This window comes from Pseudoalteromonas sp. (assembly GCF_041613455.1).
In the GTDB taxonomy this organism is placed as follows: Bacteria; Pseudomonadota; Gammaproteobacteria; order Enterobacterales; family Alteromonadaceae; genus Pseudoalteromonas.
The window spans coordinates 1-15,801 of sequence record NZ_JBFJHD010000059.1 but is presented as its reverse complement, the minus strand read 5'-3'; the positions used below and the strand labels follow the sequence as shown (position 1 = coordinate 15,801).

Sequence of the window (15,801 nt, the reverse complement as noted above, 5' to 3'; positions counted from 1 at the left end):
CCAATGGAATGGTTAACAGACACAAGCTATGGGCGTACGTTTAGCAATGCGCAAGTTAAGGGGCATTTTACGGCGCACTATGTTGCAGCAAAAAATCACTTTCGTGTGGATATTCAAATAGATAATACTCAGTACCTGCAGCATGTGATCAGTAATATTAAGCGCGTGCTTGATGTGGATGCCGACATAGCAACAATTGAGGCGCATCTTGAAGCACAAACAAAGCAGGCGTTTCCGCTAACCCCAGGGTTGCGTTTGCCTGGTATTTGGTCGCAGTTTGAAGCCGGAATACGCGCCGTGTTGGGGCAGCAGGTGAGTGTCACGGCGGCGCATAACTTAGTGACAAAATTAGTCAGCGAACTGGGTGACAAACAAGGCGAACAGGTTTATTTTCCAAGCGCTGAGCAAGTAGCCAGCAGTGATTTTGCCTTTTTTAATATGCCACAGGCGCGCAAAAATGCGTTGCAAAATTTAGCGCAATTTTGTGCATTAAACCCACACAATGACGATTTAGATTTATGGCTCGCGCTTAAAGGGATCGGCCCATGGACGGTTAATTACGCTAAGCTGCGCGGACAAAGTCAAACTGACATTTTGCTTGATGGCGATTTAGGGGTTAAAAAAGCCCAAGCGGCGAGCGCGCCATTTGATGCCAGCCAATGTGCCCCATTTCGCTCTTATTTAACCTTTCAACTATGGCAACAATTAACATGATAATGCAAACCAGCTTAGCCAGCCCCATCGACGATATTATTATTCAGGCCACAGCACGCGGCGTAAGTTATGTGGGGTTTTACCCGCCTAAAAATTACTCAGAAACCCCGTTAAGTGAGGTAACTCATACTGCCATTTTATGTTGTGTTGCCCAGCTAAACGAGTACTTTGCCAAGCAGCGCACTCACTTTACTGTGCCACTAGACACACAAGGCACCGCATTTCAGCAAAGTGTGTGGCAAGCGTTAATGGCGGTGCCTTACGGTGAGCTAAAAACGTATGGCGATATTGCCAAACAATTAAATAACCCCAAAGCGGTGCGTGCGGTAGGTGCTGCTAATGGTAAAAACCCCATCAGTATTATTGTGCCATGCCATCGAATTGTCGGCGCTAATAACAAACTCACCGGCTATGCTGGTGGGCTTGCTAGAAAACAGTGGTTATTACAACACGAAGGCATTACCAGCGTTGTTTAATGCGGTTAGCTCAGTTAAATGACCGTTTTAGCGTAAAGCAAATTGGTATTAATTGCAGTTTAGGGTAGCATAAGCGCATTTTTTATTTGAAGGCACGGCAATGGCGCAATTATATTTTTATTATTCTGCAATGAATGCGGGTAAATCTACCACTTTATTACAATCGGCGTTTAATTATAAAGAGCGCGGCATGGAGCCGGTGATCCTGACTGCTGCAATTGACGACCGAGCGGGTGTTGGTAAAGTATCATCGCGCATAGGACTGCAAGCCGATGCGCATATATTTGACGAAAATAAAGACTTATTTGCATTAATTGCAGAGCTGAATCAAGAAAAAAAACGTCATTGTGTGTTGGTTGACGAGTGCCAATTTTTAGCCAAAGAGCAGGTAATGCAGCTCACTGATGTGGTCGATGAGTTAGGTATTCCGGTATTATGTTATGGCTTGCGTAATGACTTTAGAGGCGAATTATTTAGCGGCTCGCAGTATTTACTGGCATGGGCTGATAAGCTGGTGGAGCTTAAAACCGTGTGCCATTGTGGCCGCAAAGCCAACCATGTACTGCGCACCGATGAAAATGGCGATGCCATTGCCGATGGTAATCAAGTGGAAATAGGCGGCAACGACCGTTATGAATCGGTGTGCCGCAAACATTATAAAGCCGCGTTAAATATGGGCCGTTAATGCATTTATAAAGGTGTCTATATCCTCTCGAGTAACGTCTAGGTGCGTTACCAGCCTAAGCTGTTTGCTTGGGCTAAAGAGTATGCCTTGCGCTTTTAGATCAGCAGCTAACTGCGTGAGGTTAATACTTGGCGCGCAGCTGGCGTAAACCATATTGGTGGTATTGGCCATGTTAACGGTAAAACCGGCAACGTTGCTTAATTGCTGTGCTAGGTAACGCGCATTAGCATGGTCATCGGCTAAACGCGTCACGTTATGCTCCAATGCATATTGACCCGCTGCCGCCAGCATGCCTGCTTGGCGCATACCACCACCCAGCACTTTACGCCAACGTCTTGCTTTAGCAATGAACGCCTGTGAGCCGAGTAATAAAGAGCCTACCGGTGCGCCTAATCCTTTTGATAAGCAAATTGATACAGAATCAAAGTATTCGGTGATTGCGGTGATATCAACCTTCAGCTCGGCAGCCGCATTAAAGGCACGTGCGCCATCTAAGTGTAAGGCCAAATTGTGTTGGTTAACAAATTCGCGTGCTGCAGCTAGGTAATCAAGGCCAATGACTTTACCGCCAATGGTGTTTTCTAAGCTAACCAGCCGCGTTTTAGCAAAGTGGCTATCGTCCGGCTTTATCGCTGCGGCTATTTTAGTAAAACACAGTGTGCCATCGGCTTCATTTTCAATAGGCTGTGGCTGAATTGAGCCTAATACGGCTGCGCCACCCCCTTCAAACTTATAATTGTGCGCTTGTTGGCCGCAAATGTATTCATCACCGCGTTCACAATGTGCCATTAATGCCAATAAATTAGCTTGGGTACCCGAGCTGCAAAATAAGGCAGCGGCAACATTAAAACGCTCGCGAGCATAGCTCTCTAGCTGGTTTACGCTTGCGTCATCGCCATAAACGTCATCACCTACAGGCGCGTGATACATGACATCGCGCATCGCTTTAGAGGGTTTTGTCACTGTGTCGGAGCGAAAATCTATCATGGGGTGTCCTTATGTTGGCTGGTGTTATTCAAATTCTGCACAAATTTGTTGGCGTGTGCTTTTATCAAAGTAGCTCCACGCAATAAAGCGGCTCACTTTTTGCCCTTGAGCCATGTCCACTATTTTATATTCAGCAATAGGCTGCTGGCTTAATGCCTGCTCTAACGTGGCAAGGTGTTCTTTTTTCGACACTAAAGAGGTAAACCAGATAACTTGTTCAGCCACCGCGGCACTTTCTGTAATCATGCTAGAGATAAACTGCAGTTCACCGCCTGCGCACCACAATTCGTTATTTTTACCGCCAAAGTTAAGCGCACTGTGCGGTGTTTTACCTAGGTTTTTCCATTTTCGCTCACTGCCTTTTACGGCGTCTGCTTGGCTTGCATGAAACGGCGGGTTACAGAGGGTTAAATGATACAAATCTTTGCTATTTATAATTCCCTGAAAGATATGCGCGGCATTTTTTTGCTGTTTTAAAGTGATTTTTAAACCATTAAATTGCGCTATTTGTTTGGCAATTTTAATGGCTGCTGGGTCAATGTCGCTACCGGTAAAGTGCCAGCGGTATTCATGCGTGCCGGTGAGTGGGTAAACCAGATTAGCACCGGTGCCTATGTCTAATACTTTAACTTGGCGCCCCGTTGGCGTTTGCCCTTGGTTATCAGCGGCAAGTAAATCGGCTAAGTAATGAATGTAATCAACTCGCCCGGGAATGGGTGGGCACAAGTTATGCTCAGGTATATCCCAAAAATCAATATTATAATGGGCTTTTAAGAGCGCCTGATTAAGTGTTTTTACTGCTTTATTATCACTAAAATCAATGCTTTTAGTGCCAGCCGGAGTGATAATAATAAACGCTGCTAGGGCTGGGTGTTGTGTGGTTAATAGCTCAAAATCATAACCGTTAAGGTGCTGATTACGGGGATGTAGTTTAGTGCGTACGCTACGTGCTGTCATGATTATGCTGTTACAACTGGAATAAACGCTAATTGTAACAAATACCAAGATAAAAACGTGATAATTTTCACTTTGGCTATTTGTTGCTAACTGGTAGGATGAGGTGTTAGTAATTTTAAAAGGACTCACGGTGGCAATTACTCAGCAATCAATCTTTATTACCTTAGCGGATCAGCAAACCTTACATTTATGCTGTATCAAGGGCGATAACGCAACCGGTGCCGTGGCATTTTTTATGCACGGCGCGGTAGAAAACGGCAAAATATTTTATACCCATAGCAACAAAGGCTTAGCGCCATTTTTAGCGGAGCATGGCTATACTTGTTATGTTGCCGACTTACGTGGTCGTGGTGAAAGTAAGCCGGTTATTAGTAAGCATGCGCGTTATGGGCAAACTGAAGCTATTTTAGAAGATATTCCCGCTTTTATTGATAAAATTGCCAGCCTTGAAGGTAAAAAACCCGATTATTGGCTGGCTCATTCGTGGGGCGGCGTATTAATGAACAGCGTTTTTGCGCGCTTTCCTGAGTATATTAAAGAGGTAAAGGCCTGTGCTTACTTTGGTACTAAGCGCTCTTTATTTAATAACCACCCGAAAAAGTTACTGCAAGCAAATCTCATTTGGTATTTTATGGCGCCAATTGTGGCTAAAAAGCACGGTTATTTACCCGCTAAGCGCTTAAAGTGGGGCAGTGATGATGAAACCCAAAAATCACATTGGCAAAGTATGCAGTGGGCTAAAAAATCACCGTGGATAGACAGTGATGATGGTTTTGATTATGGCAAAGCGATTGCGCAATTAACCTTACCTCCTACTTTGCATGTGGCGGGCTCAAAAGATAAAGCCCTCGCGCAGCCGATAGATATCGAAAAATTTATTGCCGAATCGGGCGCTGGAGTGCAAAAAATGCAAATTTATGGCCGCCGCTTTGGTCATAAAATTGATTACGACCACATCAATATGTTGACCCACCCTGTGGCACGTGAGGAGCAATTTCAAGACGTACTTAATTGGTTTGCAGCTCCTCCAGCTGGTTAACTAATGGCTGTTCATAACGGCGCCATTTGTCGATGCTGTGGTTATTAACCGGCTTTCTTATTGCTTGTTTACTTAAGGTTGCTACTGCGGATTTTTGTTGATAAAAAGCCAGGCAGCTTTTTTCGTAAGCGCAATTTAAAAATTGCAGCAATGCGCTGAGCTGCTGTTGCGGGTTGGCGACTAACTCCTCGTAACTGAGTGTATAAATGTTTAGTGCGGGGATGGATTGCCAGTGCGCCATTAACTTTTGGTACAAACTGTAATACAGCTTAAACTCGGGTAAAGAGCAAAAGTAGGGCTCATTTTCGGCGAAATAACTGGTAAATACCGAAAACGCAGTGGCATGAAAGTCGCGCGTTAAATTAATAAATTTAGCGTTTGGAAACAGCAGGTGGATCAGTCCCATTGATTGATAGTTACTGGGTAATTTATTAATAACCAATGGCCGATGCGGGCTCACACTGTTTAATCTGGCAAGGTAAATGTCGCGCGCTTGCTTAATAAGCGCAGCCGTTAAATGGTTTAAACACTGCGGGTAGCGAACCCCGGTTTTTTGCTCTAAAAATGCCGCTACATCACGACTTATACTGACACTTTCCCCGATGCTTGCGCACTGACTATGGTTCGCCAGCATTTGTTCCAATAACGTTGAACCACTGCGTGGCATACCAATAATAAACACGGGGGTGATTGTTGCTTTGAGGTTTTTATTGGCGCTACTGATAAGTGTTTTAGAGCTGTATTTTATAATTTCATCGTAAAACCCTGTCAGCTCTGCAGTAGCAAAGTCACTGAGTTTTCTTTGTAGTTTATTTGCTAAAATAAAGTAGTCGAATGCTTGCGCGGTATCGTCGAGCTGATCGTAGCTTTTTGCTAAGCCGTAGTAGCACACCATTTTAAGGCGTAAGTTATTGGTTTGTGTTAACAAATAGTGCAAATTACTGAGGTAATTATGCTCTTTATCAAAGCGCCCAAGCTGCACTAATTCATATAAAATATAGGCGGTAACTGGGTAAGTGCCTAAACTGAGCGCGCGGGCAAAGGTAGTGTGGGCTTTGTCGAGCTCACCATAGGTTAAATAGTGCTGAGCTAAATAATAGTAGGGCTCAGGGTTATTACTGGCAACATTCACCGCGTATTCAAGCACTTTTAACGCATCGTTTGGCGAGTTCACATTATTAAAGGCATCCGCGAGTGCATGTAAGGGTTCTAGCGCATAGGGTAAACGCTGGCAGGCCTTTTGTAGCAAATACACCGCCGCGTCGTTACGCTCTAATCGCAGTGCTATACGGCCTAAACCAAATAAGGCTTCGCCGTTGTCAGCATCCGCTTTGAGCACGGCTTTATAGTGAAATTCAGCCTCCCGATGGCGGTTTTGTGCAAGCAACTGATGGGCCTTTTTAAGCAGCAGCATAAAGTAACGAGTCCTGTTTATTGGGTATAACTATCTATACAACGAAAAAGGCGAAATGTCTTTCACATTTCGCCTTTGTTTTATGACCAATAAGGTTTAAAAGGTATACGTTGCTTTAACATAGTAAAAGCCACCGTTAATACCATAAGGTGATGTTTCGTAGTATTGACCACCCCAGTTATTATTAGGAATACCGGTGTTATCAAAGAAGTCTAATTTTTCAGCTTCTTGGTCAAGTAAGTTTTGAGCGCCGACTGAAAAGCTCATTGACTCATTTAAAAAGTAAGTGATTTCAGCGTCTAAGGTTACAGCAGCATCCGCCATTTTAGCGGTTGCATCGTAATCTACATGCACGCCTTGGTATTCGCCATAATAATTTACACGTGTAAATGCTGAAAAGCTTTCCCACTGTTGTGCCCAGCTTAATGTAGCACGGTGGTTAGGTAAGTCGTTTTCAAGGCGACTGACTTTAAATGGCCCAGTGATTGCGGTTGAGCGCGTCACTTCAGTTTCATTCCAGTTGTACGCTAAGCTAAAGGTTGAGCTACCGTTGAATAATTCAGCCGAGTAATTAGCAACAACATCAACGCCTTGTGTGGTAGTGTCAAAGTCGTTGGTAAAGAAGCTAACCTGCGCTAAGTTTTGTACATTAGGCACGCCCGCAGCAGAGAGTTTATCTTTATCTGCTTGGCTAAGCTCAATTTTATCAGACTGACTAATACGCTCATCTACTTGAATATTGTAGTAATCAACCGTTAAGAATAAATCGCCCAGCGTATACACAGCACCTAAGGTATAGCTTTGTGATTCTTCTGGCTCTAATTCGGTACCGCCAAGCTGCACTGCAATTGGGTTTGTTGGTGGTAATAACGCAGAATCGACGAGTACACCACTGCTTAAGTTGGTTTGTACGTTACTGACATTCGCTTGGCCTACCGTTGGCGCTCTAAAGCCGGTGCTAATTGAGCCACGTACATTTAAATCTTCGGTTAAATGATACTGCGCCATGAGTTTGTAGTTAGTCGTGGTACCAAAAGTGTCGTAATCTTCAAAACGGACCGCTAAGCCCATCAAAAATTCTTCTGTAAATGGCGCTTCAACATCAACATAGGCGGCGTAGTTACGACGCGTATATTCACCGGCATCAGAAGGTTTAAAACCAGGGAAGCCGTTTGAGCCAATACCAAAGCCTTGATCAGTGAGAGGGCCTGCTATAAATGACGGTTCGTCGCCAGATACCACAGTAAAGGTTTCTTCATGCCACTCTAAACCACCAGCAACGTTAACGTCATAGGCAAGACCAAAATCAAATGATTTAGACAGGTCAAAGTTAAAGTTTTTCTCTAATTGCTCATATTTACCTGGGCTGAAATCACGCGGTGTTTCAGGACCTAATGACGCATTAATGGTGTCGTAAATAAAGTAACGAGACTCGTTATAACCCACGGTACCGCTTAAATCGTAATACACATCTTTCATGAAACCATCGGTAAACTGGCCTTTGGTACCAATAGTTAGTGAAGTATCGGTGATATTACCGCCAAAATTAGGCGTAAACCCGCCTGGAAGCATTTCGTTAAATGCAAAACAATCTGGGTTGTTCGCTACACCATTAATATATTCAGGGTTATCAAGAACATTGTCATCAATCGCAATTGTGGGACAGTTACCACTCATATCGCCGGTTAAGTCACCAACGAGTAGTGTTTCGCCACCATCGTTTGAGTAGGCACCTGGACGTGTATGCGGGTTACGGTAATAAAATCCGCCACGTACATCACGCTCAGAGTAGTTACCAAACATGTAAAACTCTGAATCATTGGTAAGCTCTAAGCCCACATTACCAAAAATCGAAATATCGTCATCAACCTCAGGGGCACCCCATACTTGAGTAATGGGCGCTATATCTGGCACTCCTGCTGCATCTAACGCTGCGGCATCAGGGCGTTGCTCTGAGCGGCTAGTGGCATCAGCAGTTTTATACTGAAAGCTTAAGTTAGCAAAACCACTGTCGGTAAAAGGCAGACCAATATTGCCCGAAACCTGTGTGGTGTCGCCGTCGCCTTCATAATACTCACCTTTGCGCACTTCTAGGGTGCCGCCTTCTGAGGCATCTTTTAATACAAAGTTCATTACGCCTGCAATCGCATCAGAGCCGTACTGAGCGGCAGCACCATCACGCAATACTTCTACTTGTTTTAGCGCAATGCTAGGAATAACCGAAATATCGGCGCCTTGTGCGCCATCGTTAATACCACCACCTAAAAAAGCAATAACTGAGGCGCGGTGGCGGCGTTTACCATTTAATAGAATAAGTGTGCTGTCTGAAGGCAAACCACGTAAGTTAGCAGGGCGTACTAAAGACGCGGCATCACTTATAGGCATTGAGTGTACGTTTAACGAAGGGATCGCGCCTTTAAGCAATTCGAGCATGTCGGTATTACCCGACTTACCTAATTCTTCGCCACCAATAATGTCTATGGGTACCGGTGAGTCACCGATAGAGCGTGGCGCTGAACGAGTACCTACTACGGCAATTTTTTCGACGTTTTTATTAACTTTAGTTTGTTGTTGCTCTGGTTCCTGTTGCGCTATTGCGCTGCCCGAAATAAACAGCCCTGCAGTGGTGGTGGCTAGCGCAAATTTAATTGCGTGGTTTAGCACATTGTTTTTTAATTTCATTCTAAATATCCCCAGTTAGAATCGTATTCTTTGATCATGCCATGTTTGTACATGGCTTTATTTGAGTAGTGGACAAACACATAAAGGAGGGCGTTAACAATCGCTGCTGACTCCCCAAAGCTTAATAACTTAAGCACACTTCCTGTGAGTCCTGAACCTACACTATAGGTAAAAATAACCTAGTGCAATAATTAATTAACTGGAATTTAACAAATTAAAGGCTTTTTATTAAAGCGCAACAATTGCATAAGCAGCGTTAAACGCCTATTCAGCAAGGGAATGGTAGATGATTTGTGTGCGCAGGCAGGGTATTAGTGAAGGGTTGTTACTTTGTTGTTATGTTATTGTTATGTTGAATTGTTCGTTATTGCGTTTCCACGCAGCGAGCTGTTCTTTGTATTCGTCCCAGACACAGGGGCAGCAGCTGCCACCACCACAGCACTCATCAGATTTGGGCTTTTCGGGCTTAGCAACAGGGGGATTTTTTTGCATCACAGAGTACTATTGGTATGTTCGTTGGGAGTAAATAATAAAGTATTGCCTTGGGCATGTAAATTATTCTTTGTGAACGGCATTCACTGTGTGAGAATACTCAAATGCAATTATATAAAGTGATTCACCGCGCACCATGGCGGGTTGTTAAAATTAGTACTAAGCGCCAACAGCTGCGCTTTCGTCGTGCTATGGTGGCGCTTAAAATTGCGCTCGCGCAGGAAAAGCTCGAAACCAAAGAAATGCTGTCAATATACAAGCGCTATACTCAAGGGCAAACTAATAAAGCCGAGTTAAAACGGGCAAACGAGCAGTTTGTTGATATTTTAAAAGGGTTAGGCTTAGGCGTATTTGCAATATTACCCTTTGCACCATTGACCATTCCTTTAGTGGTAAAACTCGGCCGCCTAGTAGGCGTTGATGTGTTGCCTAGCTCGTTTAATATTAACAAACCACTAAAAGACATTGATGCCGAAATAGATCAACAAAATCAAAAGGAAAAAAGCAATTCAGCGCTAAAAAAGTAATTTAAATTTGCTGCAAATAGCGATACCTTTTGCCCCTTCTTATTGTTATGCTTAACTACCATTTATAATATGTGAGTCAATTAATGAGTGCATTACTTCGTCATACTTCTTCTGGAATACCGTTAACTTTTATTCTTAAAAACGAGTTAAGCGACTGGCTTACACAGCAATCCACATTTGTGCAAAACTGGCTAATAAACAGTGACTTTGAAAAGCAAGGGCTGACGTTAGTTCCTGATGCCGAGAATGGTAAGCTGAGCCATGTGTATTGCTTAATGCGCAACAGTGACGACTTTTGGGCGGCCGGTGAGTTAGCTAAAAAATTACCTGTTGGCTGTTATCAAATACAAGGCGATCAGCAACTTGTAGCGCAGTTGGCATTGGGCTTTGTACTGGGCGGCTATGAATTTACCGAGTATAAAGAAAAAGCGTCTGCAAAAGCGCAGTTAGGCATTGCAGATAAAGCCTTGTATCAGCAAATAAAACAACAAGCAGATGCGATTTATTTAGCCCGCGACTTAGTGAACACGCCTGCGGCCGATATGATGCCTCAGCATTTAGCACAAGTGATGAGTGATTTAGCCGACACCTTTGATGGCAACTTTACCCAATGGGTAGGGGATGAACTGCTAGAACAAAACTACCCAACGATCCACATGGTGGGGCGTGCCAGTGAAAATAAACCGCGCTTACTTGATTTAACCTGGGGCGCAAAAGATGCGCCGTTAATTACCTTGGTGGGCAAAGGGGTGTGTTTTGACTCCGGTGGCCTCGATTTAAAACCCAGTGCCGGCATGCGCAATATGAAAAAAGACATGGGCGGTGCAGCTCATGTGATTGCCCTAGCACAGCTAATTATGGCGGCAAACTTACCCATTCGATTACGGGTATTAGTGCCTGCGGTTGAAAATGCGGTGTCGCGCAATGCCTTTCGCCCAGGCGATGTGATTAAAACCCGTAAAGGCATTATGGTCGAAATAGACAACACCGATGCCGAAGGGCGCTTAGTGCTTTGTGATGCACTCAGCGAAGCGCAAAATGATGATCCTGCGCTGATCATTGACTTTGCTACCTTAACGGGAGCCTGTCGTGTTGCACTAGGCACTGAGTTACCGGGCTTTTTCTCTACTGAGCGGGATGTTGCCAATCAAATTATGGATGCTGGTTTAACGGTAAACGACCCCGTATGGCAACTGCCATTATTTGAGCAATACACCTCGTTTTTAAACAGTGATGTGGCCGATATGGCCAATTGTGCTAGCACGCCGTTTGGTGGCGCAATAACCGCGGCATTATACTTAAAAGCGTTTATTGAACCTAACACCCCTTGGGTACACTTTGATGTGATGGCGTGGAATTTACGCGCGTTACCCGGGCGACCTGTAGGCGGTGAAGCGCTGGGTATTCGTGCGGTATTTAACTACTTACAAAATCGCTTTAACTAATTAGCTACACAGCTATATGAGGTTTTAACCCTCATATAGCTCAAGCGGTAAATCATCTGGATCGGCAAAAAAAGTAAACCTTTTGCCGGTTATTTCATCGACTCTGATCGGCTCTACAACGACTCCCTACGATTCTAAATACTGCTTAGCGTGGCAAATATCAGTGACTTTAAATGCTAAGTGGCGAAGCCCTTGTGCTTCAGGATAACTGGGCCGTGGCGGGGCACCCTCAAATGAAAATAACTCTATTTGACTGCCATCAGGCAGGGCTAAATCCAGCTTATAGGAGTTTCGCGCAGCACGATAATGCTCATTCAGCACGGTAAGTTTGAGTATTTGACTATAAAAGCGCTTTGAGCGCGAGTAGTCGCTGCAAATAATAGCCGCGTGGTGAATACCCAGTAATTGCAATGTATGACCTCATGTTTTATTAGTGCTATAAAAAAAGCACACTTGACTCAGTGCGCTTTGTGCAAAATGTTCGCTATGTTATTACCCGTTAACCTGGCTCGGCATCTTTACAGGCTTTAACGGCGGGCTCAACCAACTCTAGGCCGGTTTTATCGCACGTTGGTAGTTGCGCATCACTGATATTAATTGGGGTAACACGCTCGCCCCACTTAATATAGCCTGCGGCCCAAGTAAGGCCTGCGCCAAAGGCCGCCGACATAATATTGGCGTGTGGCTTAATTAACCCTTGCTCTACAGCTTCACACAGTGCAATAGCAATGGTGGCTGCAGAGGTATTGCCGTATTCGCCAATATTCACCATGACTTTTTCATCAGGCACTTTCAAACGTTGCTGAATGGCTTGAATAATACGCAAATTAGCTTGGTGTGGCACGAGCACATTAATATCATCTAGGCTTAGGTTTGCTTGCGTGAGTACGTCATCACACGCTTCACTCATGCCTTTCACCGCACGCTTAAAAATTTCTCGCCCTTCAAATAATAGATCTGATGGGCCAATTGGCTGATACTTATTTAAGTCGCTACCAAAATTAACGATATGCAAAATATCACGGTCAGTACTGTCACAGCCAGTTTTCGTGCCCAGTAAACCCGCGGGAGTGTCGGCGGCTTGAAGTACCACCGCGCCTGCACCATCACCAAATAATACCGCACTGTCGCGGCGTGACCAGTTGATATACCAGCTCATGCGCTCTGCGGCAATAACCACGGCGGTTTTAATCATCCCCGCTTGAATTTGTGCTGTTGCGGCTTGTAATGCATATAAAAACCCCGAACAGGCAGCATTGGTGTCCATTGCTGCAGCGCCCTCGGCGCCAATATTTTTTTGCACTAAAGACGCGGTATTGGCAACCACGGTTGAGGGGGTGCAAGTGGCTAACATAACTAAATCAATATCTTTTGCATCAATACCCGCACAGGCAATGGCATGTTTAGCCGCCACCGTCGCCAGGTCGGCGGTACTTACGTGGCTAATTCTACGAGATTTAATGCCCGTTCGCGTGGTGATCCATTCGTCTGTGGTATCAACGATTTCACTAATTTCATCGTTACTAATGCTTGCGGGTGGAATGCATTTACCCCAACCTGTGATATGTGCGTAAGGCATAGTGTGTTCTCTTAAAAGGTGGTCTGACAAGTATTGCTAATGGATAAGTTATACCAAAAAATGGCTTTTAACACTAGTAAATACCCCATAGTGAACAAAATCATAGCGTATTAGGTCACGCTTTGTCGCTTAATTGTAGCAATTTTAAGCGAATTAAGTTAAAGCTAGTATAAAAAGGAGTCACAATGAAAATAACATTATTTACCACGTTAACCGCCATCGCTTTAACCCTCATCAGCACGAGTACATTCGCGCAGCAACATAAAATTATTCATGCAGGCAGTGTCCTGTTAGGTGCAGAGCAGCAACTTAAAACGGCGCAAACCTTGCTGATAACAGATGACAAAATAGCGGCAATAAAAGCCGGTTATGTGTCACAGGATGCATTTGGTTTAAGCGATGCGCAGGTAATCGATTTGAAAAATCAATTTGTACTGCCAGGGCTGATAGATATGCATGTGCACGTCACCTTTGAGCGAGATGCCAGCGTTAACAGGCATCGTTGGACCACAGAATATGAAGCCGATCAGGCACTGCGTTCGATTAAATACCTAGAGCGCACTTTAGCGGCGGGGTTTACTTCGGTGCGCGATTTGGGCAGTGACCATCAAGTTATATTTCCATTAAAACGCGCCATTGAACGTAACGACATTGCCGGGCCACGTATTTTTGCCGCGGGTAATACGGTATCGCCTACCGGTGGGCATGCCGATTTACACGGCTACCGTGCAGATATTAGCGCAGGAGTTGGCGCGTCGCTGGGTATTTGTAATGGCGCCGATGATTGTCGCCGTGCAGTTCGCGAGGTGATTAAAAGTGGCGCCGATGTGATAAAAATTACCGCCACGGGAGGGGTGTTAAGTAATACCGCCGCAGGCGTGAATCAGCAACTGAGTGATGAAGAGTTACACGCCATTGTTGATACAGCACATAATTTAGGACGTAAAGTGGCGGCCCATGCCCATGGCACTCAGGGTATCAAAGCCGCGCTTAGAGCGGGAGTCGACTCCATAGAGCATGGCTCTTATTTAGATAAAGAAACCATCAGGTTGTTTAACAATAGCGGCGCCTATTTAGTGCCTACATTATTGGCGGGCGCAACAGTGAGCGAAGAAGCCAGCAGCAATCCAAATATGCCAATTGCTATTGTCAATAAAGTGCGTGAAGTAGCGCCAAAAATGCAGGCCTCGTTTCAGCTTGCACTGCAAAATAACGTCAATATTGCCTTTGGTACCGACTCAGGAGTCTCACGCCATGGGCTTAATGCCAATGAGTTTACGTTACTTGTCAGTAATGGTATGAGTGAGGCGCAGGCGATTAAATCGGCCACGGTCCATGCCGCGAAATTGTTAGGGCAAGAAGCGCGACTAGGTGATTTAAGTGTGGGTAAACAAGCCGATATTATTAGTGTCGCGATGTCACCGCTGCAAAACATTGACGCATTAAAGGATGTGCAATTTGTAATGAAAGCTGGGCAAGTTTACCAATAAAGGGGGTTATGCGTGGTAAAAACCATGAGTGGTAAAATTAAGCTGCACTTATTTAATCATTTAATTGAGGCAGAACGACAACTATTAGAGCCCGAGGTGCGCCAATCTGCGGGTACCCTAGATAAACTGTTAGATGATGAATTTATTGAAATTTCCGCTCATGGCACGGTGTTTAATAAGTATCAAGTATTAACCCGCTTGCCCACTGAAGTTGTGCCGCAGTTTTATAACCAACATTTTCAAGGGCGTATGCTCAGTGAAAACGTTGCGCAGATAAGCTATCAGGCTGCGTATCGGCGCTCTGCGCGTGCGGAGTTTAATTACTCTGTCCGCATGTCGCTGTGGCGCAAAAATACCGATCAGTGGCAATTAGTGTTTCATCAAGGGACGCCCTGTGCGCCGTTTTCTATTTCGCTAGAAGATGATTAAATTGTAGCGCTTAACCCTGTTGCTTGTTACCGCGCCCGATGCGTAAAAACAGCCATGAGTTGTTATGTTTATGCCCATTTTGCTGATTAAATCTATGCGTGCTTAATTATAGCTGTGCTAAAATCAGCGTGTTTGAGTTTAACGATTATTACAGGGTTCTTTCATGGCAAATACAGCACATGCACTGCATATATTGGTAAAGCATAAAGAAATTGCGGAAGATATTATTAAGCAGTTAGCCAAAGGTGCAAAGTTTCAAACCTTAGCGAAAAAATATTCGTCATGCCCGTCGGGTAAAAAAGGCGGCGACTTAGGTGAGTTTCGACGCGGGCAAATGGTGCCACAGTTTGATAAGGTGGCATTTTCCGGCGCCATTTTAGAGCCGCACTTAGTGAAAACTAAATTTGGCTGGCATGTAATTAAAGTGCTTTACCGCACTTAATAACGGGCTTTGTTAGTGCGATAGTTAAAAGGCTGCCTAGGGCAGCCTTTTTGCTGTTTGAGCTTTTTACAGCGATTGCTGAGCTTCTTCTGCGCTTATTTGTTGCAGTGCTTGAATAAACGCGTCAGGGGGTTGCCCGCCGGTGAGGGCATACTTATCGTTTATAATAAATGTTGGCACTGAACTAATACCCATTTGTTTAATATTGTGTTGCTCTTCGCGTACCGCTTGCACGTATTTGTCTGAGTGTAATATGTTGCGCGCAGTGTCTTTATCAAGACCCACGTGTGCCACCACATTGAGTAACGCCTGTTCTTGGTTTAAATAGATTAAATCGCTAAAGTGCGCTTTAAAAAACGCCAGTTTTAGTTCGGTTTGCTTCCCTTGCTCAGCAGCCCACATTAATAAACGATGTAGATCAAAGCTGTTGATCATGATGCGTT

16 protein-coding genes and 1 pseudogene are annotated in these 15,801 nt (G+C 44.6%); 9 read left to right on the top strand and 8 right to left on the bottom strand.

The features are described from left to right. The 3 genes from ABYB02_RS07870 to ABYB02_RS07860 form a co-directional block, all read left to right on the top strand. Positions 1-714 (top strand): DNA-3-methyladenine glycosylase (locus tag ABYB02_RS07870; RefSeq protein ID WP_372761917.1); only part of this gene is annotated, 714 nt, incomplete at its 5' end. Continuing rightward, a complete protein-coding gene (locus tag ABYB02_RS07865; protein WP_372761916.1) occupies positions 711-1,190 on the top strand; it encodes a methylated-DNA--[protein]-cysteine S-methyltransferase in 480 nt (159 codons plus the stop codon). The genes ABYB02_RS07870 and ABYB02_RS07865, both read left to right, overlap by 4 nt. A gap of 100 nt (positions 1,191-1,290) precedes the next feature. Continuing rightward, positions 1,291-1,875, top strand: a complete 585-nt coding sequence (locus tag ABYB02_RS07860) for a thymidine kinase (protein ID WP_372761915.1) — start codon at positions 1,291-1,293, stop codon at positions 1,873-1,875. Here ABYB02_RS07860 and ltaE read toward each other — a convergent pair. Both ltaE and rlmF read right to left on the bottom strand, forming a co-directional pair. After that, positions 1,858-2,862, bottom strand: coding sequence for a low-specificity L-threonine aldolase (gene ltaE, locus ABYB02_RS07855; RefSeq protein ID WP_372761914.1), 1,005 nt, complete (start codon positions 2,860-2,862; stop codon positions 1,858-1,860). The genes ABYB02_RS07860 and ltaE overlap by 18 nt on opposite strands. Before the next feature lie 24 nt (positions 2,863-2,886). Further along, positions 2,887-3,819, bottom strand: coding sequence for a 23S rRNA (adenine(1618)-N(6))-methyltransferase RlmF (rlmF, locus tag ABYB02_RS07850; RefSeq protein ID WP_372761913.1), 933 nt, complete (start codon positions 3,817-3,819; stop codon positions 2,887-2,889). Between the two features lie 130 nt (positions 3,820-3,949). Here rlmF and ABYB02_RS07845 point away from each other — a divergent pair, with 130 nt between their 5' ends. Further along, positions 3,950-4,858 carry an alpha/beta fold hydrolase gene (locus ABYB02_RS07845; RefSeq protein WP_372761919.1) on the top strand — a complete coding sequence of 303 codons (909 nt, stop codon included), beginning with the start codon at positions 3,950-3,952 and terminating at the stop codon, positions 4,856-4,858. On the opposite strand, the gene ABYB02_RS07840 is transcribed toward ABYB02_RS07845, so the two are convergent. The 3 genes from ABYB02_RS07840 to ABYB02_RS07830 all read right to left on the bottom strand — a co-directional run bounded on the left by ABYB02_RS07840 (position 4,827) and on the right by ABYB02_RS07830 (position 9,446). Continuing rightward, positions 4,827-6,269, bottom strand: coding sequence for a sulfotransferase (locus ABYB02_RS07840; RefSeq protein WP_372761918.1), 1,443 nt, complete (start codon positions 6,267-6,269; stop codon positions 4,827-4,829). The genes ABYB02_RS07845 and ABYB02_RS07840 overlap by 32 nt on opposite strands. Before the next feature lie 99 nt (positions 6,270-6,368). Then, complete coding sequence (locus tag ABYB02_RS07835) at positions 6,369-8,954, bottom strand: TonB-dependent receptor plug domain-containing protein (protein ID WP_372761912.1); 2,586 nt, start codon at positions 8,952-8,954, stop codon at positions 6,369-6,371. A 336-nt stretch (positions 8,955-9,290) separates the two neighbouring features. Further along, positions 9,291-9,446, bottom strand: a complete 156-nt coding sequence (locus ABYB02_RS07830; RefSeq protein WP_372761911.1) for an oxidoreductase-like domain-containing protein — start codon at positions 9,444-9,446, stop codon at positions 9,291-9,293. 104 nt (positions 9,447-9,550) lie between these two features. Here ABYB02_RS07830 and ABYB02_RS07825 point away from each other — a divergent pair, with 104 nt between their 5' ends. Both ABYB02_RS07825 and ABYB02_RS07820 read left to right on the top strand, forming a co-directional pair. Next, positions 9,551-9,973 carry a hypothetical protein gene (locus tag ABYB02_RS07825; protein ID WP_372761910.1) on the top strand — a complete coding sequence of 141 codons (423 nt, stop codon included), beginning with the start codon at positions 9,551-9,553 and terminating at the stop codon, positions 9,971-9,973. A gap of 83 nt (positions 9,974-10,056) precedes the next feature. After that, a complete protein-coding gene (locus ABYB02_RS07820; RefSeq protein ID WP_372761909.1) occupies positions 10,057-11,418 on the top strand; it encodes a M17 family metallopeptidase in 1,362 nt (453 codons plus the stop codon). 24 nt (positions 11,419-11,442) lie between these two features. Here the strand turns inward: ABYB02_RS07820 and ABYB02_RS07815 are convergent. Next, positions 11,443-11,829, bottom strand: a pseudogene (locus tag ABYB02_RS07815) (VOC family protein). A gap of 88 nt (positions 11,830-11,917) precedes the next feature. Beyond that, positions 11,918-12,997 carry a ketoacyl-ACP synthase III gene (locus ABYB02_RS07810; protein WP_372761908.1) on the bottom strand — a complete coding sequence of 360 codons (1,080 nt, stop codon included), beginning with the start codon at positions 12,995-12,997 and terminating at the stop codon, positions 11,918-11,920. 185 nt (positions 12,998-13,182) lie between these two features. On the opposite strand from ABYB02_RS07810, the gene ABYB02_RS07805 reads away from it, so the two are divergent. The 3 genes from ABYB02_RS07805 to ppiC all read left to right on the top strand — a co-directional run bounded on the left by ABYB02_RS07805 (position 13,183) and on the right by ppiC (position 15,358). Then, entirely contained in the window at positions 13,183-14,487 is a 1,305-nt protein-coding gene (locus tag ABYB02_RS07805) for an amidohydrolase family protein (protein ID WP_372761907.1), read from the top strand. A gap of 24 nt (positions 14,488-14,511) precedes the next feature. Next, positions 14,512-14,916, top strand: a complete 405-nt coding sequence (locus tag ABYB02_RS07800; RefSeq protein ID WP_372761906.1) for a DUF4440 domain-containing protein — start codon at positions 14,512-14,514, stop codon at positions 14,914-14,916. A 163-nt stretch (positions 14,917-15,079) separates the two neighbouring features. Beyond that, entirely contained in the window at positions 15,080-15,358 is a 279-nt protein-coding gene (ppiC, locus tag ABYB02_RS07795; RefSeq protein ID WP_372761905.1) for a peptidylprolyl isomerase PpiC, read from the top strand. 66 nt (positions 15,359-15,424) lie between these two features. Here ppiC and ABYB02_RS07790 read toward each other — a convergent pair. Continuing rightward, a partial coding sequence (locus tag ABYB02_RS07790; protein WP_372761904.1) for a DsbA family protein occupies positions 15,425-15,801 on the bottom strand: 377 nt, incomplete at its 5' end.